The following is a 22,814-nucleotide window of genomic DNA, read 5'->3' on the forward strand; positions in this document are numbered from 1 at the left end:
CGGGCTGGTGCTGCTGTGCGAGCGGCTCTACCTGCAGTGGCTGGCATGACCGGCCTGGAACACAGCGTCGACATGCGCCACCATGTCGGCGGCCGCTGGCGCGTGTGGGGCTTCGTCGGCCCCGCCGCCATGGTCAGCGTGGGCTACATGGACCCCGGCAACTGGGCCACCGACCTGGAAGGTGGCGCCCGCTTCGGCTACCAGCTGCTGTGGGTGCTGGTGGCGTCCAACCTGATGGCCATGGTGTTGCAGACGCTGGCCGCGCGGCTGGGCATCGCTGCCCGGCTGGACCTGGCGCAGGCATGCCGCGCCTACTACGCGCGGCCGGTGGCGCTGGCGCTGTGGGGGCTGTGCGAGATCGCGATCATCGCCTGTGACCTGGCCGAACTGCTGGGCAGCGCGATCGCGCTGAACCTGCTGTTCGGCATCCCGCTGGCCTGGGGCGCATTGATCACGGGGCTGGACGTGATGCTGATCCTGGCGTTGCAGCACTTCGGCGTGCGCAAGCTGGAGGCGTTCGTCGGCGTGCTGGTGCTGACCATCGGCGCCTGCATGGGCGTGGAGATGGTGCTGGCGCGGCCGGTCTGGTCCGACGTGGCCGGTGGGCTGGTGCCACGGATCGACGGTGCCAGCCTGTTCGTGGCCATCGGCATCCTGGGCGCCACGGTGATGCCGCACAACCTGTACCTGCATTCCTCGCTGGTGCAGACGCGGCTGATCGACCGCACCGACCGCGGCAGGCGGGAGGCCATGCGCTACAACTTCCTGGACACGGCGCTGGCGCTGAACATCGCGCTGTGCATCAACGCCTCGATCCTGGTGCTGTCGGCCTCGACCTTCTTCGCCCACGGCATCGAGGTGACCGAGCTGCGCCAGGCGCACGAGCTGCTCACGCCGCTGCTGGGCACCACGCTGGGCGCGACGGCGTTCGCCGTGGCCTTGCTGGCGGCGGGGCAGAGCTCCACGATCACCGGCACACTGGCCGGCCAGGTCGTGATGGAGGGCTTCGTGCGCCTGCGCATGAGCCCTCTCAAGCGGCGGCTGCTGACGCGCGCGCTGGCCATCGTGCCGGCCGTGGCCGTGCTGTTCCACTCGGGCGAGTCCGGCGTGCTGCAGCTGCTGATCTTCAGCCAGGTGGTGCTGAGCCTGCAGCTGCCGTTCGCCATCGTGCCGCTGATCCGCTTCACCAGCGCGCCCGCCATCATGGGCGCCTTTGCCAACCCGGACTGGCTGCGTCGCCTGGCGTGGGCGGCGGCGGCCGTGATCGTCGCGCTGAACCTGTGGTTACTGCTCCAGGCGTGGTCGGCGCTGGCTGCGGGAGACGGCATGGGCGCCGTGCTGGCCGGCGCGGTGGCGCTTGCCTGTGTCCTCTTGCTGGGCTGGACCGTGCTGGCGCCGTTGCGCAGCGGGCCGGCGCTGGCGCGGCCGGGCGACTCGGTGGAGAATCGTTAGCTTTCCAGAAGAACGCGCGGCGAGCCAGGCACCCCACACGGTGGCTCGTCGATCCAGCGATGGCGGCGCGCCCATGGGCACCGCACACCGTGATGGAGGAGACGATGAACGATCCCGATGAAGATGGCCGCCAGGCACCGGCGGCAGCGGACGCGCGCCGCCTCGGTCTGGCACGGCAGGACCTGCCCAGCGAGCAGCAGACGATGGACGCCTGGGAGCGGCTGATCACCGGTGAGGCGCTCGCGCCCATGGCCGTGTCGAATGTCGTGCTGGCTTCCTGGCAGCGCTGCATGCGTTCCAGTGTGGAGCCGCGTGCGCGTTCCGCCCCGCTGGCGGCCGGCGGCGTTGCGCTGGAGCGGCTGCGCCGCCAGAACCAGGACATGATGTGGGCCGCCCAGGGCCTGTTCGTCGCGTCGTCCCATCTGCTGTCGAATTCCGGCTCCATCATGTTGCTGACGGATCCGCACGGCGTGGTGCTGGACGTGGCCGGCGACATGCGCACGCTGGACGCTGCACGGGCCATCCACCTCGTGGAGGGCGCCAACTGGCACGAGGGGGTGGTGGGCACCAACGGCATCGGCACGGCACTCGCGACGCGGCAGCCCGTGATCGTGCACGCGGCGGAGCATTTCTGCGAAGGCATCAAGCACTGGACCTGCGCCGCGGCGCCGGTCTACCGGCCCGATACGGACCAGATCGTCGGCGTGGTGGACATCTCGGGCCCGCCGTCGACCTACCAGCGCAGCAACCTGGCGCTGGCGCTGGCCGCCGCACGGCAGATCGAGGCCGTGCTGGCCGAACGCGCCAGCCGCGACCACGTCCATCTGCTGGAAGCTTCGCTGCGGTTCGCCAGCCGCAGCGAGGTTTCGGCGATGGTCGTGCTGGACAGCCATGGCGTGGTGATCCACATCCGGGACGCCCTGCCGGGCCTGAGCCTGCGCCTGGGCGAGCGCTTGCCGGGCATGGGCGCCGGGCTGGACAAGCCGGTCGACGAGTGGCACCGCTACCTGCCCGCCGAATTGCGCCCCGACTGGCTGCATCCGGTGCACACCGACGGCCGCGCCATCGGCGCCCTGCTGGTGGTGCCCAGCCGCAGCCGAAGGCCCACCGCCCCTGCCGGTGCGCAGCCGGACCACGCGCCCAGGGCCACGCGCCAGGGATTCGGGGCGCTGCTGGGCGACAGTCCGGCCATGCGCACCGCCGTCGACCGGGCCCAGCAACTGGCCGGCAGGCGTGTCGCCGTGCTGATCCAGGGCGAGACGGGCGTCGGCAAGGAACTGTTCGCGCGTGCCATCCACGGCGACGAGGCCGGCAGCGGGCCGCTCGTGATGTTCAACTGCGGCGCGACGACGAAGGAGCTGATCGGCAGCGAGTTGTTCGGCCATGTGCGCGGCGCCTACACCGGCGCCACGAACGAAGGCCGGGCCGGGCGCTTCGAGCTGGCGCACGGCGGCACGTTGTGCCTGGACGAGATCGGCGAGCTGCCGCTGGAACTGCAGCCGGTGCTGCTGCGGGCGCTGGAGGAAGGGGTCGTGTCGCGGCTGGGCGAGGCCAAGGAGCGCGCGGTGAATGTGCGCCTGATCGCGATGACCAACCGCGACCTGCTCCAGGAGGTGGCGGCCGGGCGTTTTCGCCGCGACCTGTACCACCGCATCAGCGTCACCTCGATCCGGGTGCCGCCGCTGCGCGAGCGTGTGGCCGATGTCGAGTTGCTCACGCGGGAGTTCAACCGCCGGCTGGCCGAGCGGCACGGCATCGCGCCGCGCCGGTTCGGCCCGGACGTGATGGCCTGTCTGAACGCCTATGCCTGGCCCGGAAATGTGCGCGAACTGCGCAACGTGGTGGAGAGCCTGCTGCTGACATCGGAGGCGGAGTGCGTGCTGTGCAACGAGTTGCCGCAAGAGCTGCTGTCGTCCATCGGCAAGGCCGCGGGCGCGGCACCACTGGACTGCGCCAGCAGCCTGGAAGACACGGAGCGCCAGGCCATCGCGCAGGCTGTGAAGAATGCGCGCGGCAACTTGACGCAGGCCGCCCGCACGCTGCAGGTCTCGCGCAGCACCCTGTACCGCAAGGTCGAGCGCTACCAGCTGGGCGGACTCGTGCAGCACGCGCATCCATCGGACCCGGGCGCCGACGGGATGTAGGCGCGGCGGCTGGTGCACACTGCGCGGTTCGGGATGCCAGGAGCCGGCCGCGCCTGAAGGTGCGGCATGGCCTGGATCCACCGCAACACGACGCATCGACAAGGACCACCGCATGACCACCAGACGCGCGCTGATGACGACGGCCGCTGCCATGGCCGCCACCGGCCTGCTGCCACAGAACGCCGCAGCGCAGGCCTTCCCCGGCAAACCGCTCAAGCTCGTCGTGCCCAACGCGGCCGGCGGCGCGGCCGACCTCACGGCGCGCACCGTGGGCCAGAAGCTGGCCGATGCGCTGGGCCAGCCCGTGGTCATCGACAACCGGCCCAGCGCGGGCGGCATCGTGGCCGGTGAGGCGGTTGCGCGTTCGCCGGCCGATGGCCACACGCTGCTGCTGGTGTCCAGCGGCACGGCCGTCAGTGCGGCGCTGTTCAAGTCGCTGCCGTTCGACACGCAGAAGGACTTCGCGCCGGTCTCGATGCTGGCCACATTCGACCTAGGCATCGTCGTCGCGCAGGACAACCGCTTCAAGACGCTGGCCGAGCTCGTGGCCTACGCCAAGGCCAACCCCGGCAAGCTCAACATCGGCACGCCGCAGATCGGCACCACGCAGAACCTGGCGGCCGAGCTGTTCAAGAGCACGGCCGGCATCGACGCGCAGATCGTGCCCTTCAACGGCACGCCGCCCGTGATCACGGCCGTGCGCGGCGGCCAGCTCGACGCCATGCTGGACATCCTGGGGCCGCTGATGTCGCAGATCAGCGGCAAGGCCCTGCGGCCGCTGGCTGTGCTGGGCGCCAAACGCACGGCGCTGCTGCCGGACACGCCTGCCGCGCGCGAGACGGGCGGCAGCCTCGCGAACTTCGACGTCGCGTCCTGGAACGGCCTGGCGGTGCCGGCCGCCACGCCCAAGGATGTGGTCGCGCGGCTCAGCAAGGAGACCAACGCCGCGCTCGCACTGCCCGACGTCAAGCAAAAGCTGCTGGACCTGAGCCTCATCGCGCAGGGCAGCACGCCCGAGCAGCTGGCCGGCCAGCTGGACCGAGAGATCAAGCGCTGGGGCGAGGTCATCGTCCGCGCCAACATTCCCAAGCAATGAGCATTTCCATCCGCGACGCAGGCCGTGACGACACGGCGCTGATCCTGCATTTCATCCGTGAACTGGCGATCTACGAGAAGGCCGAAGACCAGGTCGAGGCCACGCCCGAGACCCTGGCCGCGAGCCTGTTCGGCCCTGGCAGCCCTTCGCGCGCGCTGATCTGCGAGCAGGACGGCCAGGCCGTCGGCTTTGCCGTCTACTTCTTCAACTACTCGACCTGGCAGGCCAGGAAAGGCCTGTACCTCGAAGACCTGTTCGTGCTGCCCGCGGCGCGCGGCCAGGGCGCCGGCAAGCGGCTTCTGCAGCACCTGGCCGGCATTGCCGTGGCCCAGGGCTGCGGCCGCTTCGAATGGAGCGTGCTGGACTGGAACCAGCCCGCCATCGATTTCTACGAGTCCATCGGCGCCAGGCCGCAAAGCGAGTGGGTGCGCTACCGTCTGCACGGGCAGGCGCTGCGCGACTTCGCGGCCGGGTGAGCGCTTCGAACGCCCGCGCGCAGCTGCCCGACGCGCTGCGTGCCATTGCGATGGTGTCGGTGCTTGCCGTGAACGCCATCGGCTACGCCGTTGCGCCCTGGGGCCCGGTGCTCGGTGTGCGCACACCGTCCGACAGCGCCTGGGCCGCCGCGGCCCAGGGCCTGGTGGCCGCGCTGCTGCAGGGCAAGGGCGTGGCCATGCTGTCCTTCGTGTTCGGCATGTCGCTGTGGCTGGCCAGCCGAAGGCGCGACCGGCAAGAGGCCTTGCAACGCGGCCTGGTGCGCAACCGCCGCCTGCTCGGGCTGGGCATCGTGCACGGCGTCTTCGTCTACTTCGGCGACATCCTGACGCTCTACGCGCTGGTCGGCAGGCTGCTGCTGCGCCGCCTGCACCTGCCCTGGCGCGCGTTGCGCCGGCATCTGCGGTGGGCATTGGCCTGGGCCTTGGCGACCAAGCTGGTGTGGTGGCTGGCGCTGGTGGGCCTGGCCGCCGATCCCGACATGGCAGAGGTGCCGTCGTTTGCATCGGTCCAGGGGTACTGGCCGTTCTGGCGACTCAACGCCGGCTCCTATGCCTTCGGCCTGGCCGCGAGCCTGCTCATGGCAGGGGCCGTGACCTATCTGTGCATGGCCTGCGGCGTGGCCGCGGCGCGCCTGCGGCTGCTCACCCACCGCCGCTGGCGGGCGCCGCTGCGCCGCTTCCTGTCGTACGCCGGCCCGCCCTTGCTGCTGCTGGGCGGCGCTTACGGCTGGGGCTGTGCCCTCACGGGTCCGACGGACGCCTGGCGCCCGTGGATCGATGCGCTCGGCGATGCGGTTGCCATCCCGATGGCGGCCTGTTACGTGGCCGCACTGTCTCTTGCTGCCCATGGGGGCAGCGCGCGCTGGTGCAGCTGGTTCAGTCCGCTCGGGCAGCGCACGCTGAGCCTGTACATCGGTCACAGCCTGCTCTGCGTGGCCCTGTTCTCCGGCGCGGGATGGGCGATCTCCGTCGGCACGCTGCAGACCGTGCTGCTCTACCTGGGGCTGTGGTTGCTTGCAGGGGTTGCGGCCAGGCACAGCCGCCGCCGCTGGCCGCTGGAGGCCTGGATGGCGCGCCGATGATTCAGAGCGGCGTGGACATCGCCCGGCCCGCGAAGAAGGCCTCCAGGTTGCTCAGCACCAGCGTGACCGAACCCTGGATCGCCTCGGGCGAGCGGCCTGCGATGTGCGGCGTGATGACCACGTTGGCGATGTCCAGCAGCTCCGCGGGCGGCTGGGGCTCGCTCTCGTAGACGTCGATGCCGGCCGAGGCGATGCGTCCTTCGCGCAGGGCCGCAGCCAGCGCGGCCGTGTCGACCACGCTGCCGCGCGCGATGTTGACCAGCGTGCCCTGGGGGCCGAGGGCCTGCAGCACTTCGGCATTGACCAGGTGCTTGGTGTCGGCGCCGCCCGGCGTGGCCACGACCAGGTAGTCGGCCCATTCGGCCAGCGCGCGCACGTTGTCGAAGTAGGTGTGCGGCAGTTCGGGCTTGGCGCTGCGGCTGTGGTAGCCCACGGCCATGTCGAAGCCGGCCGCACGCTTGGCGATCTGCTTGCCGATGTCGCCCATGCCCAACAGGCCGAGGCGCTTGCCGCTCACGGTGGGCGTGTAGACGCTGAGCTGGTCGCGCCACAGGCCGCGGCGCACGCCCACGTCCATCTGCACGATGCCGCGCACGGCCGCCAGCAGCAGGCCGAAGGCGTGGTCGGCCACGCAGGTGGCGTTGGAGCCTGCGGCGTTGGCCACGGCGATGCCGCGCGACTTGGCCGCGGCCACGTCGACGAGCTCGTAGCCCACGCCCAGCGTGTGCACCACTTCCAGTGCCGGCAGCGCGGCGATCTCCAGTGCGGTGAGGCCGATGGTGCCGATGGTCAGCACGGCGCGGATGCGCGCGCCATGCGCGGCGATGGCCTGGGCGCGGCGCGCGTCGTCACCGGCCTCGATCACGTCGAAGCGGTCACGGAACTGTTGCATGTACTCGGCTTGCAAGGGGCACAGCACGAGCAGGGGGATGGCGGATGGCATCGGTGACAGGGATGGAGCTCTGGAAGCGGGCCAGTCTATCCGCCGCGTCGGCGCGCGTTGGCGGCCGCGGCCTGCAGGAACGGCCGCTGCCGCTTCACCTGCGCACCAGCGGGATCTGCAGGTTGGTGGGCCGGTTCTCTTCCTTGTCGAAGCCGCGGCCATCGATGTTGCGGGCGCCCCAGAACAGCATGCCGTGCGCCATGTAGACGAGGTCGTACTCCATGAAGTGGCGGCCCTGCACCAGCCCGAAGGGCGCGAAGTTCTTGCCGAAGACGCTCTGGGTGGCGCCCACCTCCCACCTGGCATAGCCCTGGCTGGCCACCTGGTTCAGCACGTCGGCGAAACCCTGGGCCAGCGGCGTCACCTCGTAGGCTTCGTCGGCGACGAAGTCGACCTTCTGCGCACCCTCGGCGATCGGGTGCGGTCCGCGCCACAGCATGTGGCCCTTGATCTGGATCCTGGCCAGCGGCACGGCACCGTTCGGGTCGGCCGAGTTGACGATGCGCAGCGCGAAGCGGTCGCCGTCCAGGTACGTGAAAGCGCGCTGCAGGTAAAACGGCTTGAGCGTGCCATCGGTGTTCCTGGCCGCGCTGGGGCGGATCTCGGGCGCGATGCTGGCCCACTCGCCGGCCAGGGCCTGTCTGGTTTATTCGATGTTCATGGTGCTTCGCTGGGTGGTGGAGGATGGTGTGGGGGGCGTCGCAGTGCAGGCGCCGAGTCCGACGGACAGGGCGAGAGCGATGTACAGGGGGATGCGTTGGGGCATGGTGGGGACGGCAGACGGTCGAAGGGGCGTGCGGCGGTGTCGACCCGGCGCGCACGGGGGCCCAGTCTGGGCCACAAGCGCTTGAGGGCGGTAACCCAAATCGGCAGAATCCGGCGACGCGGCCAGTGGCTGCATGCAGAACACCACGGCGATCCATGCTGGCCCGATTCGACGACTTCCACCTCTACGGTGCTTCCGCGCCGGAGTGGCACCAGCGCTACCAGCAGGTGTCGCGCGGCAGCATGCGCAGTTCGATGTTGGAGGCCACGCTGGGGCGCACCCACCTGTTCCGCAAGTCCTTGAGCCAGCGGGTGCTGCAGCAGGGCTGCCTGCCAGCGGGCAAGATCTGCTTCGCGCTGGCGACGCCTGCCGCGGGCGTGGCGCGCATGCAGGGGCGCGAGGTGAGGGCGCAGAGCCTGTTCATCCTGCGCGGCGGCGAGGAGTTCGTGATCCACCGGCCCCCGGGGATGGAACTGCTCGCCGTGACCTTCGATGCGTCCAGCTTCGCCGAGCTGCTGGCGCAGCAGAACGACGCCACGCGGCTGGGTGCCACCCTCGGCCGCGGCCTGGTCGAGCTGCCCCCGTCCGTGCTGGCGGAGCTGCGCCGCGCGCTGTCGGCTTCGTTCATGGCGGATGCGACCGGGTCGGTGCTGCCGTGGGTGGAGGCGGCGGTCCCGGCCGCCGTCGTGCACGCGCTGCGGGGCGGGCAGCGGGGGGCGGGCCGCGACCGCGGCATGTCCAGCCACGCGCTGGTCAGCGAGTGCCACCGGATCACGCTGGCCAGTGCCCATGCGCCGCCGACGGTCGCCGCGCTGTGCACGCGCTTGCGCGTCAGCCGGCGCACCTTGCAGGACAGTTTCCGCAAGGTCGCCGAAACCACCCCTGTCGACTACCTGCGGGCGATGCGCCTGAACCTCGTGCGCCAGGCCTTGCACCGGACCTTGCCCGGCGCGGTGGACATCGGCGAGGTCGCGACCCATGCCGGCTTCTCGCAACTGAGCCATTTCGCGCGCCAGTACCAGCGGCTGTTCGGCGAGCTGCCGTCGCAGACCCTGCGCGCGGACAGGCTTGGGCAGAGCGCCAGGGCCGTTCCGGCAGTCTGACGCGGCCCTGGCCGCTCAACTGGTGTAGGGCGCGATGGCGCGCAGCACCACATCCTGCAGCAGCGCACGCGCCACCTTCTGCGTCTCCGTGGAGGGGCGGCGCGAGGAACGCACCAGCGTGAGCTGGCTTGTCGGCCGCGGCGCCTGCAGCCGGCGCACCACGAGTGCGCCGCCGTGGTCGATGTTGGCCAGCGTGTAGGCCGGCAGCACGGCATGGCCGAAGCCCTCGCGCACCAGGCTCAGGATGGCGTTGAGCCCGTCGACCTCCATCGCGATGCGGAGCAGGCAGCCCAGGCGCATGGTCTCGGCCTCCAGCAGCAGGCGGAAGGCGTTGGGGCGGCTGGGCAGGATCAGTGGCAGGGCGGCGGCATCGCGCAGCGCCACCGCCGGGCGGCTCTTGCCCTTGGTCTCCGGCACCTCGGCGCGCGGCGAGATCAGCACGAGTTCTTCCTCGTGCAGCAAGGTCTGCTCCATGTCGGGCGAGCGCTCGGGGTTGTAGAGCAGGGCCATGTCCAGGTTGCCCATGCGCAGGCTGTCGATCATGACCAGCGAGAAGCCCTCGGTCAGCGTGAGCTGCGCCTGCGGCAGCCTGGCGCGGAAGGCCTGGGTCAGCGGCACCGTGATGAGCCGCGACAGGCTGGGCGGCAGGCCGATGGACACGCGCCCGGCCAGCGCGCCGCGCGCCACGCCGAGTTCCTCGCGCGCCACGGCCACCTGGTGCAGGATGCCGCGCCCATGCTCGAGCAGCAGCTTGCCGGCCTCGGTGGGCGTGGCGCCGCGGCCGTTGCGGGCCAAGAGGTTCTGGCGCAACTCCACCTCGAGCAGACGGATCTGGCGCGACAGCGCTGGCTGCGCCACGTCCAGTGCAATGGCCGCGCGCGTGAAGCTGCCGAGCTCGGCCACGCGGACGAAGTACTCCAGTTGCTTCAAATCCATGCTGTGAGTGTAGTGAATAGCTTTGAGCAAGATATGCCATTTCGTTCTAGCTGATAGCAGGCTTGCAAGCTAGGCGGGTATGCGCCGCGCGCGCAGAATCCGCGCACACCGCAGAGCCCAACACGAGGAGCAACATGAGCCGCGAGAACCCCTTGATCATCGACTGCCACGGCCACTACACCACGGCACCCAAGGCGCTGGAGAACTGGCGCAACCAGCAGATCGCCGGCATCAAGGACCCGGCCCAGGCGCCCAAGGTCGCCGACCTGAAGATCAGCGACGACGAGCTGCGCGAGTCCATCGAGACCAACCAGCTGCGCCTCATGAAGGAACGCGGCAGCGACATCACCCTCTTCAGCCCGCGCGCCAGCTTCATGGCCCACCACATCGGCGACTTCCATGTCTCCAGCACCTGGGCTGCGATCTGCAACGAGCTGTGCTACCGCGTCTCCACGCTGTTCCCCGACAACTTCGTACCCGTGGCCATGCTGCCGCAGTCGCCCGGCGTGGACCCGGCCACCTGCATTCCCGAACTCGAGAAGTGCGTCAAGGAATACGGCGCGGTCGGCATCAACCTGAACCCGGACCCGTCGGGCGGCCACTGGAACAGCCCGCCGCTGACCGACCGCCACTGGTATCCCATCTACGAGAAGATGGCCGAGTACGACCTGCCGGCCATGATCCACGTCAGCACCAGCTGCAACCCCTGTTTCCACACCACGGGCGCGCACTACCTGAACGCCGACACCACGGCCTTCATGCAGCTGATCCAGGGCGATCTGTTCAAGGACTTCCCGACGCTGAAGTTCCTGATCCCGCACGGCGGCGGTGCCGTGCCCTACCACTGGGGCCGTTTCCGCGGCCTGGCGCAGGAGATGAAGAAGCCGCTCTTGAGCGAGCACCTGCTGAACAACGTGTTTTTCGACACCTGCGTCTACCACCAGCCCGGCATCGACCTGCTCAACACCGTGATCCCGGTCAAGAACGTGCTGTTCGCCTCCGAGATGATCGGCGCCGTGCGCGGCATCGACCCCACCACGGGCCACTACTACGACGACACCAAGCGCTACATCGCGGCGTCGACGATCCTGAGCGACGACGACAAGCACCAGATCTACGAAGGCAACGTGCGCCGCGTGTTCCCGCGCCTGGATGCACGCCTCACCGCCAAAGGCCAATAAGGAGAACCGCATGTACGAACTCGGAGTCGTCTACCGCAACATCCAGCGCACCGACGCTGCCACCGCCGATGCGCTCGCCGCGCTGGGCTCGGCCACCGTGCACGAGGCCATGGGCCGCGTGGGCCTGCTCAAGCCTTACATGCGCCCGATCTTCCCGGGCGCCCAGGTGTCGGGCACGGCGGTCACGGTGCTGCTGCACCCCGGTGACAACTGGATGATGCACGTCGTCGCAGAGCAGATCCAACCGGGCGACATCGTCGTGGCCGCGATCACGGCCGAGTGCACCGACGGCTACTTCGGCGACCTCTTGGCCACCAGCTTCCAGGCCCGCGGCGCGCGCGCCCTGGTCATCGACGCCGGCGTGCGCGACGTCAAGACGCTCAAGGAAATGAACTTCCCGGTCTGGAGCAAGGCGATCAGCAGCAAGGGCACGATCAAGGCCACCATCGGCTCGGTCAACATCCCCGTGGTCTGCGCCGGCATGCTGGTCATGCCGGGCGATGTGGTCGTGGCCGACGACGACGGCGTGGTCTGCGTGCCGCGCGCCATCGCGGCGAAGACGCTGGAGGCTGCTCAGAAGCGCGAGGCCAACGAAGGCGAGAAACGCGACAAGCTGGCCTCCGGCGTGCTGGGCCTGGACATGTACAAGATGCGCGAGCCGCTGGCCGCCGCCGGACTGAAATACATCGATTGAGACGAGAGAGACACGACATGACGAACACCCTTCGCCGCGCACTGCTGCGCGCCGGCCTCGCCACCTGCGCCCTGGCTGCCGCCTTCGGCGCAAGCTTCGGTGCCATGGCCCAGCAGTTCCCCACCAAGCCCGTGCGCATCATCACGCCGTTTCCGGTCGGCGGTGGGCCGGACGGCGTGGCCCGCCTAGCGGCCGACAAGCTCGCGCGCCTGTGGGGCCAGCCCGTGGTGGTGGAGAACCGCCCGGGCGGCAACGGCTTCATCGCCATCGACGCCTGGAAGCGCGGCGCCAAGGACGGCACCGACCTGCTGGTGCTGGACAACGTGCACCTGGCGGCCTACCCCGCGCTGTTCAAGAAGCTGCCCTACGACCCGCAGAAGGACTTCGACATCGCGCTGCCGCTGTTCAAGACGCACTTCTTCTTCACGGTGCCGACCAGCAGCAAGTACAAGACCGTGGGCGACATCATTGCCGAAGCCAAGGCGCGCCCGGGCAAGCTCAACTACGGCTCCTGGTCCATCGGCAACCCCGTGCACCTGGGCTCCGAGCTGTTCGAGAGCGTGACCGGCACGCAGATGGAGCACGTGATCTTCAAGGAGACCACGCAGCTCTACACCTCGGTGGCCACGGGCGACATCGACTTCGCGCTGGGCAGCGCCGGCACGGCCGGCCCGCTGTACCGCGCCGGCAAGCTGCGCCTGGTGGCCTTTGCCGCCAACAAGCGCTCGGCCGATTTCCCGGACATTCCGACGGTGGCCGAATCGGGTGGTCCCAAGGACTTCGAGGTCACCGGCTGGAACGTGATCGCCGTGCCGCCGGGCCTGCCTGCCGCCACCATGGACAAGATCCGCAAGGACTTCACCGAGATCCTCAAGGACAAGGATTTCGTCGAACGCTTCAAGACCTTCGGCTACGAGCCCTTCCCGACCACGCCCGAGCAGTTCCAGGCCACCGTGAAGGCCGAGACGCAGCGCTTTGGCGACGTGATCCGCAAGGCCAACATCACACTGGATTGAACATGAGCGAATTCACCAAGACCCCCGGTTGGCTGGACTGGTACGCCGGCCCCAGCAAACCCAAATTCCAGGTGCCCGCGGGCGCCGTGGATGCGCATTGCCATGTGTTCGGCCCCGGCGCTGAGTTCCCGTTCGCGCCCGAGCGCAAGTACACGCCCTGCGACGCGAGCAAGGCGCAGCTGTTCGCGCTGCGTGACCACCTGGGCTTCGCGCGCAACGTGGTCGTGCAGGCCACCTGCCACGGCGCCGACAACCGCGCCATGGTCGATGCCTGCAAGGCCTCGAACGGCAAGGCGCGTGGCGTGGCCACCGTCAAGCGCAGCATCAGCGATGCCGAGCTGCAGGAGCTGCACGACGCCGGTGTGCGCGGCGTGCGCTTCAACTTCGTCAAGCGCCTGGTCGATTTCACGCCCAAGGACGAGTTGCTGGAGATCGCCGGCCGCATCCACAAGCTGGGCTGGCATGTCGTCATCTACTTCGAGGCGGTGGACCTGCCCGAGCTGTGGGACTTCTTCACTGCGCTGCCGACCACCGTGGTGGTGGACCACATGGGCCGGCCGGATGTGAGCAAGCCCGTGGACGGCCCGGAGTTCGCGCTGTTCGAGAAGTTCATGCGCGAGCACACCAACGTGTGGAGCAAGGTCAGCTGCCCGGAACGCCTGTCGGTCGCCGGCCCCAAGGCCTTGAACGGTGAGCAAAACGCCTACCAGGACGTGATCCCGTTCGCGCGCCGCATCGTCGAGCAGTTCCCCGACCGCGTGCTGTGGGGCACCGACTGGCCGCACCCCAACCTCAAGGACCACATGCCCGACGACGGCCTGCTGGTGGACTTCATCCCGCACATCGCGACAACGGCCGAGCTGCAGAAGAAGCTGCTCGTGGACAACCCCATGCGCCTGTACTGGCCCGAGGAGGTCTGACATGGCTCTGAACAAGCCTTACCTGGACGTGCCCGGCACGACCATCTTCGACGCTGACCAAAGCCGCAAGGGCTATTGGCTCAACCAGTTCTGCATGAGCCTCATGAAGGCCGAGAACCGCACGCGCTTCAAGGCCGACGAGGACGCCTACCTGGCCGAATGGCCGATGACGGACGAGCAGCGCGCAGCGGTGCGCGCGCGCGACCTGAACTGGGCCATGCGCACGGGCGGCAACATCTACTTCCTGGCCAAGCTCGGCGCCACCGATGGACTGTCGTTCCAGCAGATGGCCGGCAGCATGACCGGCATGACCGAGCATGCCTACCGCGACATGATGATCGGCGGCGGCCGCAGTGCCGAAGGCAACCGCATCGTGGGCGAGGGCGGCAACGCGCAGGGCGCGCCCGCGCAGTCGGACGCCTGGAAGAACTGGGACCTGACGCACCAGGAGGCGCTGGCTGCGCAGATCATGGGCGAGCACGCTGCCCGGCAGACGGGCGCCGATGCACCGGTCGCGCACGCGCAGATCACGGCCTCGGTCTACACCTCGCACGTGCCGGCCATCGGGGCGGCCATCGACCTGGGCAAGACCGAGGAGCCGTACTGGAAGCCGCTGTTCGCGGGCTACGAGCCGTCCAAGCAGTGGATGCGCGAGAACAAGCCCGACGTGGTGTTCCTGGTCTACAACGACCATGCGACCAGCTTCGACCTGGGCGTGATCCCGACCTTCGCCATCGGCACGGCAGCCGAGTTCGAGCCGGCCGACGAGGGCTACGGCCCGCGGCCGGTGCCCAAGGTCATCGGCCACCCGGACCTGGCCTCGCACATCGCGCAGTCGGTGATCCAGCAGGACTTTGACCTGACCATCGTGAACGAGCTCAAGGTGGACCACGGCCTGACGGTGCCCATGAACCTGCTGTTCGGCTCGCCCGAGGCCTGGCCGGTCAAGGTGATTCCGTTCCACGTCAACGTGGTGCAGTACCCGGTGCCCTCGGGTGCACGCTGCTTCGCGCTGGGGCAGGCGATCCGCCGCGCCATCGAGTCCTACGACGAGCCGCTCAAGGTGCAGATCTGGGGCACGGGCGGCATGAGCCACCAGCTGCAGGGCCCGCGCGCCGGCCTGATCAACAAGGAATGGGACAACAAGTTCCTGGACCGCCTGATCGCCGAGCCGGCCGAGCTGGCCAAGGTGCCGCACATCGAGTACGTGCGTGAAGCCGGCAGCGAGGGCATCGAGCTGGTGATGTGGCTGATCGCCCGTGGTGCCATGGCCGACGTGGCGGGCGGTCCCGCGCCCCGACTCAAGCACCGCTTCTTCCATGTCCCGGCGTCCAACACCGCCGTGGGCCATCTCATCCTGGAGAACTGAACATGACCATCAAAGTAGCCCTGGCCGGTGCCGGCGCCTTCGGCATCAAGCACCTGGACGGCATCAAGAACATCGATGGCGTCGAAGTCGTCTCGCTGATCAGCCGCGACCTCGGGAAGACCAGGGAAGTCGCCGACAAGTACGGCATCGGGCATGTCACCACGAACCTGGAAGACAGCCTGGCGCTCAAGGAAGTGGACGCCGTGATCCTGTGCACGCCCACGCAGATGCACGCCTCGCAGACGCTGGCCTGCCTGAAGGCCGGCAAGCATGTGCAGGTGGAGATCCCACTGTGCGACGTGCTCAAGGATGGCGAAGAAGTCGTCAACGTGGCCAAGACCAGCGGCCTGGTGGCCATGTGCGGCCACACGCGGCGCTTCAACCCCAGCCACCAGTACGTGCACAAGAAGATCGTGGCTGGCGAGTTCAACATCCAGCAGATGGATGTGCAGACCTACTTCTTCCGCCGCACCAACATGAATGCGCTGGGCCAGGCCCGCAGCTGGACCGACCATTTGCTGTGGCACCACGCGGCGCACACGGTGGACCTGTTCGCCTACCAGGCCGGCAGCCCCATCGTGAAGGCCAACGCCGTGCAAGGCCCGATCCACAAGGACCTGGGCATCGCCATGGACATGAGCATCCAGCTGCAGGCCGCCAACGGCGCGATCTGCACGCTCTCCCTGTCGTTCAACAACGACGGCCCGCTGGGCACCTTCTTCCGCTACATCGGCGACACGGCGACCTACATCGCGCGCTACGACGACCTGGTGAACGGCAAGGAAGAGAAGATCGATGTCTCGAAGGTCGACGTGTCGATGAACGGCATCGAACTGCAGGACCGCGAGTTCTTCGCCGCGATCCGCGAAGGCCGCGAGCCCAACAGCAGCGTGGCCCAGGTGCTGCCCTGCTACCAGGTGCTGCACCAGCTGGAGCAGCAGCTGAACGGCTGAACGCCGTGCGGCGGCTTCAGCCCGCCGCCTCCGTGCCGTTGGCGGTTCTCTTGAGGATGCGCCGCACCGTCTCGCGGCTCACCGAGCCCAGGCCGAACTGCTGGCGCGCTGCACGCTCCAGCTCCAGCAAGGTCCAGCGCTGGCGGCCTTCCGGTGGGTCGGAACTGGCCAGTGCCATCACGCGAGCCTCCGCGTCCGCGCCATAACGGCGTGGGCGGCCCGAGCGGGCCAGATCGAAGACGGCACGCTCCACCCCCCCTTGCAGGTAGGCGGCCCGCGTGCGCCACAGGGCGGTACGGCCGACCCCCAGAACCTCCAGGATCTGTGCCTCGGGAATGCCGCGGTCCAGGCACCACAGCACATGGGCTCGGTTGACCTCGCGGGCGTGGTGCACGCCCTTGCTCCGGATTTCTTCGACCGTGCCCCGATCTTCTGCCGTCAGCTGCAGCTCGACCTGCCTCATGAGTACATCCTGTGTGCTGTTGAACGTATTGTTTTAATGTATTCAAAGCGATGGAAATTCCATCCCTGCATGGATGAAACAAATTGTTTTTGTGTGTCGGCGGGGTGGGGCGTTGCTGCGGCTGGGCGCGGGTACCTTGGGGTGGCGGTAAGCTCGCGCGCATGCAAACACGCACCATCGGACCCTTCACTGTCTCGGCCATCGGCCTGGGCTGCATGAACCTGAGCCACGCCTATGGCGTGCCGCCGTCGCCCGAGCAGGCCGAGCGCCTGCTGCTGGCCGCACTGGACGCAGGCGTCACGCTGTTCGACACGGCTGCGCTGTACGGCTTCGGCGCCAACGAGGAACTGGTCGGACGGGTACTGAAAGCCCACCGCAGCCGGTTCACGCTTGCCAGCAAGGGCGGCATGGCCGGCGTGCGCGGCGAAGACGGCGTCGTGCGCCGCGTCATCGACGGCCGGCCCGAAGCCCTGCGCCGCAACTGCGAGGACAGCCTGCGCCGCCTGAACACGGACGTCATCGACCTGTACTACCTGCACCGCTGGCACAAGGAGGTGCCGATCGAGGACAGCGTGGGTGCATTGGCCGACCTCGTGCGGGCCGGCAAGGTGCGCAGCATCGGCCTGTCGGAAGTCTCGGCCGCCACCCTCCGCAAAGCGCATGCGGTGCACCCCATCACGGCCGTGCAGACCGAGTACTCGCTGTGGACGCGCAACCCCGAGATCGCGGTGCTCGAGGCCTGCCGCGCCATCGGCGCCGCCTTCGTGGCCTTCAGCCCCTTGGCCCGCGCCTACCTGACCGACACGCTGCACGACGTAACCACGCTGGACGCAAAGGACATCCGCCGGCCCATGCCCCGCTTCGCGCCGCAGAACTACGCGGCCAACCTGCAGTTGCTGCAGCCCTATGTGGCGTTCGCGCGCGAGCTGGGCTGTACGCCGGCCCAGCTGGCGCTGGCCTGGCTGCTGCACAAGGCGCCGCACACCGTGCCGATCCCGGGAACGACGAACCTGGCGCACCTGCAGGAAGACCTGGATGCCGCCAGCGTGCAGCTGACGTCCAAGCAGATGGCGCGCGCCGAGGCGCTGATCGGCCAGCACAACGTGGTCGGCCCGCGCTATGCGCCGCAAGCCACGGGCGAGGTCGACACCGAGAACTTCGCCTGAGATAAACCGAAACAAAGCGAAACCGCGCCGAGACCCGGGCCGGCCGGTGCGCCGGCACCATCGCTGCCATGTTCACTTTTCTTCAAGAGGCATGGCGATGAAATCCTGGATCAAGCGCAGTCTGGCGGGCCTGTTCGGTGCCGCCGTGGTGGTGGGTAGCCTGTCGGCCTGTGGCCACCGGCCGCACGATGGCGGCTGGAACGCCAGTGCCGAGCAGATGGCCGAGCGCCGCGCCAAGATGGTGGCGCGCGTGGCCGGCAAGCTCGACCTGGACGCGGCGCAGAAGGCCAAGCTGGAGGTGCTGGCCGGCAAGCTGTCCGAGCAACGCAGCGCGCTGATGGCCGGCGCGCATCCGCGCGAGCAGGCCCAGGCCCTGGTGGCGGGCGAGAAGTTCGACCGTGCCGGCGCACAGGCGCTGGTGGACCAGAAGACCGATGCACTCAAGGCCAAGGCGCCCGAGGTCGTGACCGCGCTGGGCGACTTCTACGACAGCCTCACGCCGGCCCAGCAGCAGAAGGTGCGCGACTTCATGCAGCGCCGCGGCTGGCATCGCGGATGACAATGCAGGCATGCCCCGCATCCTGCTGATCGACGACGACGCCGACCTGGGCGCTCCGCTGGCCGCGTACTTTGCGCGTTTCGAGCTGGAGCTGGTCCAGGCCCTGCACCCGGACGAGGGCCTGGCCCGGCTGCGCGCAGGCGGCTTCGACGCGGCCATCCTGGATGTGATGCTGCCGGGCATGGACGGGTTCGCGCTGTGCCGCGCGATCCGCAAGGACAGCGACCTGCCCGTGCTCATGCTGACCGCGCGCGGCGAGGTCATGGACCGCGTGGTCGGCCTGGAGCTCGGCGCCGACGACTACATCCCCAAGCCCTTCGAGCCGCGCGAACTCGTGGCGCGCGTGCAGACCGTGCTGCGCCGGCGCGTGGCGCCGGCAGCGGCCGTGGAGGATGGCCGCCTGCGCTTCGAGGGCCTGGAGATCGACCCCGTCACGCGCAGCGTCTGGCGCGGTGGCGAGGTGCTGGAGCTGACCGGCACCGAGTTCGAGCTGCTGCAACTGCTGGCGCGCGAGCCCGGCCGCGTCTGGAGCCGCGACGACATCCTGAACCAGCTGCGCGGCCACGAGGCCGAGCTCTACACGCGCGCGGTGGACATCGTGATCAGCCGGCTGCGCAAGAAGCTCGAACCCCTGGATGCGATCAAGACACTGCGCAACGCCGGCTACGCGCTGGCGCTGGCGCCGCGGCTGGGCCGTGGCTGAAGCGCGCGTGCGGGGCTGGCACCGGCGCGCGCACCGCGCCATGCGGCATTCGTTGCGGCTGCGGCTTGTCACGCTGTTCCTGCTGCTGGCGCTGGCCATGTCGGCCAGCTTCCTGTTCGGCATGCAGCGGGCGATCTCCATGGGCTGGCGCGACGCCGTGCGGCCGCTCGCGGCCGACTACGTGGACCGGCTGGTCGCCGAGATCGGCAGCCCGCCGAGCGTGGCGCGCGCGCAGGCGCTCATTGCGCGCTTGCCGGTCAGCGTCAGCATTTCCGGCCCTTCCATCAACTGGAAAAGCGAGCCGCAGGCTGGCCGCGAGCGCTACCGTGACCGGGACGGCGATGGCCACGAACGCGAGTTCCTGCGCCGCACCACGGCCGATGGCCATGTGGTGGAACTGGGCCTGTCGGTCGCGGCCTGGCAGGACAAGCCGCGCCGCGTCGGCTGGATGACGCTGTCGGTGCTGCTGGTGCTGACCATGCTGGCCTGGATCTACGTGCACCGCCTGCTGCGCCCGCTGCGCGACATCGGCGCGGGCGCACGGCGCTTCGGCACGGGCGATTTCGCCGAGCCGATCCCGGTGCGGCGGCGCGACGAGCTCGGCCAGCTGGCCGAGGACGTGAACGCCATGGCCCAGGACATCCACGGCATGCTGGAGGCCAAGCGCGGCCTGCTGCTGGCCATCAGCCACGAGCTGCGCAGCCCGCTCACGCGCGCGCGGCTGCACACCGAGCTGCTGCCCGAGACGGCAGACCTGGCGCCCACGCGCGCGGCGCTGCTGCGCGACCTTGCGGTGATGCGCGACCTCGTCACCGACCTGCTGGAGAGCGAGCGCCTGGCCGTGCGGCATGCGGCCCTGCAGCTGGAGCCGACCGACCTGGCCGCGCTGGCGCGCGAGGTGCTCGATGGCCTGGGCGGGGAGGGCGGTGCGGCGCCACAACTGCATGCGGCGCCCCATCTGCCACAGCTGCCGCTGGACCGCGCCCGCATGCGCCTGTTGCTGCGCAACCTGCTGGGCAATGCGCAGCGCCACAGCGGCGGCGCGCAGCAGCCACCCGAACTGCAGCTGCTGCCCGAAGGCGGCGGCATTCGCCTGCGCGTGCGCGACTATGGGCCGGGCGTGGACGAGGCCGTGCTGCCGCACCTGGCCGAGCCCTTTTACCGGCCCGATGCCGCGCGCGAGCGCAGCAGCGGTGGTGTGGGGCTGGGGCTGTACCTGTGCCGCCTGGTGGCACATGCCCATGGCGCGACCTGGCAGGTGGCCAATGCCCACCCGGGGCTGGTGGTGCAGGTGGACCTGGCGGCACCCGGCCAGACGTAAAAAAGCCCGCTGGTGCGGGCTCTTTTCTTACAGCGTGTCGATGAAGCTGCGCAGCTTGTCGCTGCGGCTCGGGTGCTTCAACTTGCGCAGCGCCTTGGCTTCGATCTGGCGGATGCGTTCGCGCGTCACGTCGAACTGCTTGCCGACTTCTTCCAGCGTGTGGTCGGTCGACATCTCGATGCCGAAGCGCATGCGCAGCACCTTGGCTTCTCGCGGGGTCAGCGAGTCGAGGATGTCCTTGACCACGTCGCGCAGGCCGGCCTGCATGGCGGCCTCGATGGGCGCGGTGTTGGCGCTGTCCTCGATGAAGTCGCCCAGGTGGCTGTCGTCGTCGTCGCCGATCGGCGTTTCCATGGAGATCGGCTCCTTGGCGATCTTCATGATCTTGCGGATCTTGTCTTCCGGGATCTCCATGCGCTCGGCCAGGATGGAAGCATCGGGCTCGAAGCCGAACTCCTGCAAGTGCTGGCGGCTGATGCGGTTCATCTTGTTGATGGTCTCGATCATGTGCACCGGAATCCGGATGGTGCGCGCCTGGTCCGCGATGGACCGGGTGATCGCCTGGCGGATCCACCATGTGGCGTAGGTCGAGAACTTGTAGCCGCGGCGGTACTCGAACTTGTCCACGGCCTTCATGAGGCCGATGTTGCCTTCCTGGATCAGGTCCAGGAACTGCAGGCCACGGTTGGTGTACTTCTTGGCGATAGAGATCACGAGGCGCAGGTTGGCCTCGATCATTTCCTTCTTGGCATCGCGCGACGAGGCCTCGCCTTCGTTCATGCGCTTGTTGATGTCCTTGAGCTCGTCCAGCGGCACGACCACCTGGGACTGGATGTCCATCAGCTTTTGCTGCAGGTCCTGCACCGGCGGGATGTTGCGGCCCATGATCGCGGCCCAGGGCTTGTTCGAGGCGGCCTGCTTCTCGATCCACTTCAAGTCCAGCAGGTGCGAGGCGACCTTGTGGCCCATCTTGTCGCGGCCGCTGAACTCGGCGATGAACTGCTCCTGCGGGTAGCCGCACTTGTCGACGATGATGCGGCGCAGCTCGCGTTCCTTCTTGCGCACATCGTCGACCTGGCTGCGCAGCAGGTCGCACAGCTTCTCGATGGTCTTGGCCGTGAAGCGGATGGTCATCAGCTCTTCGCTGACGGCCGCCTGGGCCTTCAGGTAGTGGGCCGAACCGTAGCCTTCCTTGTCGTAGATCTTGTGGACCTTCTCGAACAGCTCGCGCAAGCGGTCGAAGCGCGCCAGGGCCTCGTTCTTGAGTTCCTCGAGCTTCTTGGTCAGCGCCTTGGAGCCGCCCTTGCCGTCGTCGTCGTCGGCCGCGTCGAACTCGTCGAAGTCTTCCTCGGCCACATAGTCGTCGGCCTCGTTGGGGTTGGAGAAGCCGTCGACGATGGTCGAGATGACGACCTTGCCTTCACGGATCTCCTCGCCCAGGCGGAACACCTCGGCCAGCGTGGCCGGGCTGGCGCTGATGGCTTCCATCATGCGCATGAGCCCGCCTTCGATGCGCTTGGCGATCTCGATCTCGCCTTCGCGCGTGAGCAACTCGACCGTGCCCATCTCGCGCATGTACATGCGCACCGGGTCGGTGGTGCGGCCGAATTCGCTGTCCACGGTGGACAGGGCGGCTTCGGCGGCTTCCTCGGCCTCCTCTTCGGTGGAGCCGGTCGGCGCGTTGTCGGTGATGATCATCGACTCGGCGTCCGGCGTCTGCTCGTAGACGGCCACGCCCAGGTCGTTCAGCGTCGCGATCACGACTTCCAACGTCTCGGCGTCGACCAGCTTGTCGGGCAGGTGGTCGGAGATTTCGCCGTGCGTGAGGTAGCCGCGCGTCTTGCCCAGCTTGATCAGGGCCTTCAGGCGCTGGCGGCGCTTGGCCATGTCCTCTTCGGACAGCACGGTCTCGTCCAGGCCGAATTCCTTCATCAAGGCCCGTTCCTTGGCCTTGCTGATCTTCATGCGCAGCGGCTTGACCTTCTCGACCGGCGCGTCGGCGGCGGCGGCCGCAGGTGCAGCGGGCTCTTCCGCGAACTCTTCCTCGATGTCGGACATGTCGTCTGCGACATCGTCCTCGTCCATGCCCTTGGGCGCGGCCTTCTTGGCAGCGGCAGGCTTCTTGGCCGCGGCGGCGCCGGCAGCCTTGGGCGGGCGGCCGGGCTTCTTCTTGGTCACGGTCTCATCGGCCGCAGCGGCGGCGGCGGTCTTGGGGGTCTTTTCCGAGGCGGGTGTCTTGGATGCGGGCACTGTCAGAGCTTTCGTAGGGGACTTGGCGGCGGCCTTCGCGGTAGGCGTTGGCTTGGCTGCAGCCTTTGCAGCAGGTTGGGCCACGGACTTCTTGACCGGCTTCTCGGACTTCTGGCTTGGCATGGATACACCTCGACACACGAAAAACGCAAAGGGCAAGCGCCGCGGGAAACCCGGCGCGGGGGCGATGGGGCCGGACT

Annotated in this window: 21 protein-coding genes and 1 pseudogene; 17 read left to right on the forward strand and 5 right to left on the reverse strand. The window is 68.8% G+C overall.

Features of this window, described 5'->3' with window-relative positions; translation table 11 throughout:
• Positions 1-45 precede the first annotated feature (45 nt).
• The 5 genes from ACSQ4M_RS17530 (at position 46) to ACSQ4M_RS17550 (ending at position 6,271) form a co-directional block, all read left to right on the forward strand.
• Positions 46-1,452 carry an Nramp family divalent metal transporter gene (locus tag ACSQ4M_RS17530; RefSeq protein WP_436190711.1) on the forward strand — a complete coding sequence of 469 codons (1,407 nt, stop codon included), beginning with the start codon at positions 46-48 and terminating at the stop codon, positions 1,450-1,452.
• Between the two features lie 104 nt (positions 1,453-1,556).
• Positions 1,557-3,596 carry a sigma-54-dependent Fis family transcriptional regulator gene (locus tag ACSQ4M_RS17535; protein WP_436190712.1) on the forward strand — a complete coding sequence of 680 codons (2,040 nt, stop codon included), beginning with the start codon at positions 1,557-1,559 and terminating at the stop codon, positions 3,594-3,596.
• Positions 3,597-3,708: 112 nt separating this feature from the next.
• Positions 3,709-4,692 (forward strand): tripartite tricarboxylate transporter substrate binding protein, encoded by a 984-nt coding sequence (locus ACSQ4M_RS17540; RefSeq protein ID WP_436190713.1) that lies wholly within the window; start codon positions 3,709-3,711, stop codon positions 4,690-4,692.
• The gene (locus ACSQ4M_RS17545) at positions 4,689-5,168 is read left to right on the forward strand and encodes an N-acetyltransferase family protein (RefSeq protein ID WP_436190714.1); all 480 of its coding nucleotides are present in this window, start codon (positions 4,689-4,691) and stop codon (positions 5,166-5,168) included. The genes ACSQ4M_RS17540 and ACSQ4M_RS17545 overlap by 4 nt, the downstream gene beginning before the upstream one ends.
• Entirely contained in the window at positions 5,165-6,271 is a 1,107-nt protein-coding gene (locus tag ACSQ4M_RS17550) for a DUF418 domain-containing protein (protein ID WP_436190715.1), read from the forward strand. The genes ACSQ4M_RS17545 and ACSQ4M_RS17550 overlap by 4 nt, the downstream gene beginning before the upstream one ends.
• A 1-nt stretch (position 6,272) precedes the next feature.
• Here ACSQ4M_RS17550 and ACSQ4M_RS17555 read toward each other — a convergent pair whose 3' ends face one another.
• Together ACSQ4M_RS17555 and ACSQ4M_RS17560 are read right to left on the reverse strand one after the other, a co-directional pair.
• A complete protein-coding gene (locus ACSQ4M_RS17555; protein WP_436190716.1) occupies positions 6,273-7,214 on the reverse strand; it encodes a 2-hydroxyacid dehydrogenase in 942 nt (313 codons plus the stop codon).
• Between the two features lie 94 nt (positions 7,215-7,308).
• Positions 7,309-7,686: a hypothetical protein gene (locus tag ACSQ4M_RS17560; RefSeq protein WP_436190717.1), complete on the reverse strand. Its 378-nt coding sequence runs from the start codon at positions 7,684-7,686 to the stop codon at positions 7,309-7,311.
• A gap of 449 nt (positions 7,687-8,135) precedes the next feature.
• On the opposite strand from ACSQ4M_RS17560, the gene ACSQ4M_RS17565 reads away from it, so the two are divergent.
• The gene (locus tag ACSQ4M_RS17565) at positions 8,136-9,083 is read left to right on the forward strand and encodes a helix-turn-helix domain-containing protein (RefSeq protein ID WP_436190718.1); all 948 of its coding nucleotides are present in this window, start codon (positions 8,136-8,138) and stop codon (positions 9,081-9,083) included.
• Positions 9,084-9,098: 15 nt separating this feature from the next.
• Here ACSQ4M_RS17565 and ACSQ4M_RS17570 read toward each other — a convergent pair whose 3' ends face one another.
• On the reverse strand, positions 9,099-10,019 hold the full coding sequence (locus tag ACSQ4M_RS17570; RefSeq protein ID WP_436190719.1) for a LysR family transcriptional regulator: 921 nt from the start codon (positions 10,017-10,019) through the stop codon (positions 9,099-9,101).
• A 152-nt stretch (positions 10,020-10,171) separates the two neighbouring features.
• On the opposite strand from ACSQ4M_RS17570, the gene ACSQ4M_RS17575 reads away from it, so the two are divergent.
• From ACSQ4M_RS17575 to ACSQ4M_RS17605, 7 genes and pseudogenes are all read left to right on the forward strand, one after another.
• Entirely contained in the window at positions 10,172-11,200 is a 1,029-nt protein-coding gene (locus ACSQ4M_RS17575; protein ID WP_436194033.1) for an amidohydrolase family protein, read from the forward strand.
• A gap of 10 nt (positions 11,201-11,210) precedes the next feature.
• Positions 11,211-11,894: a 4-carboxy-4-hydroxy-2-oxoadipate aldolase/oxaloacetate decarboxylase gene (gene ligK, locus ACSQ4M_RS17580; protein WP_436190720.1), complete on the forward strand. Its 684-nt coding sequence runs from the start codon at positions 11,211-11,213 to the stop codon at positions 11,892-11,894.
• Between the two features lie 17 nt (positions 11,895-11,911).
• Complete coding sequence (locus ACSQ4M_RS17585; protein ID WP_436190721.1) at positions 11,912-12,910, forward strand: Bug family tripartite tricarboxylate transporter substrate binding protein; 999 nt, start codon at positions 11,912-11,914, stop codon at positions 12,908-12,910.
• Between the two features lie 2 nt (positions 12,911-12,912).
• Complete coding sequence (locus ACSQ4M_RS17590; RefSeq protein WP_436190722.1) at positions 12,913-13,830, forward strand: amidohydrolase family protein; 918 nt, start codon at positions 12,913-12,915, stop codon at positions 13,828-13,830.
• Position 13,831: 1 nt separating this feature from the next.
• Positions 13,832-14,152: pseudogene (gene ligA / locus ACSQ4M_RS17595) on the forward strand (protocatechuate 4,5-dioxygenase subunit alpha); the annotation flags it as partial.
• 147 nt (positions 14,153-14,299) lie between these two features.
• Positions 14,300-15,199, forward strand: coding sequence for a class III extradiol dioxygenase subunit beta (locus ACSQ4M_RS17600; protein WP_436194034.1), 900 nt, complete (start codon positions 14,300-14,302; stop codon positions 15,197-15,199).
• A 2-nt stretch (positions 15,200-15,201) separates the two neighbouring features.
• Positions 15,202-16,152, forward strand: coding sequence for a Gfo/Idh/MocA family oxidoreductase (locus tag ACSQ4M_RS17605; protein WP_436190723.1), 951 nt, complete (start codon positions 15,202-15,204; stop codon positions 16,150-16,152).
• 16 nt (positions 16,153-16,168) lie between these two features.
• Here ACSQ4M_RS17605 and ACSQ4M_RS17610 read toward each other — a convergent pair whose 3' ends face one another.
• On the reverse strand, positions 16,169-16,615 hold the full coding sequence (locus ACSQ4M_RS17610; RefSeq protein WP_436190724.1) for a helix-turn-helix domain-containing protein: 447 nt from the start codon (positions 16,613-16,615) through the stop codon (positions 16,169-16,171).
• A gap of 161 nt (positions 16,616-16,776) precedes the next feature.
• Here ACSQ4M_RS17610 and ACSQ4M_RS17615 point away from each other — a divergent pair, with 161 nt between their 5' ends.
• The 4 genes from ACSQ4M_RS17615 (at position 16,777) to ACSQ4M_RS17630 (ending at position 20,364) form a co-directional block, all read left to right on the forward strand.
• Positions 16,777-17,781: an aldo/keto reductase gene (locus ACSQ4M_RS17615; protein WP_436190725.1), complete on the forward strand. Its 1,005-nt coding sequence runs from the start codon at positions 16,777-16,779 to the stop codon at positions 17,779-17,781.
• Positions 17,782-17,878: 97 nt separating this feature from the next.
• Positions 17,879-18,340: a Spy/CpxP family protein refolding chaperone gene (locus tag ACSQ4M_RS17620; protein WP_436190726.1), complete on the forward strand. Its 462-nt coding sequence runs from the start codon at positions 17,879-17,881 to the stop codon at positions 18,338-18,340.
• Between the two features lie 10 nt (positions 18,341-18,350).
• A complete protein-coding gene (locus ACSQ4M_RS17625; protein ID WP_436190727.1) occupies positions 18,351-19,043 on the forward strand; it encodes a response regulator transcription factor in 693 nt (230 codons plus the stop codon).
• A 40-nt stretch (positions 19,044-19,083) separates the two neighbouring features.
• Entirely contained in the window at positions 19,084-20,364 is a 1,281-nt protein-coding gene (locus tag ACSQ4M_RS17630) for an ATP-binding protein (RefSeq protein ID WP_436190728.1), read from the forward strand.
• Between the two features lie 27 nt (positions 20,365-20,391).
• Here the strand turns inward: ACSQ4M_RS17630 and rpoD are convergent, their stop codons facing one another.
• Positions 20,392-22,737, reverse strand: a complete 2,346-nt coding sequence (gene rpoD, locus ACSQ4M_RS17635; protein ID WP_436190729.1) for an RNA polymerase sigma factor RpoD — start codon at positions 22,735-22,737, stop codon at positions 20,392-20,394.
• Between the last annotated feature and the right edge of the window lie 77 nt (positions 22,738-22,814).

This window comes from Pseudorhodoferax sp. LjRoot39, assembly GCF_964253035.1.
Lineage (GTDB): Bacteria > Pseudomonadota > Gammaproteobacteria > Burkholderiales > Burkholderiaceae_C > Pseudorhodoferax.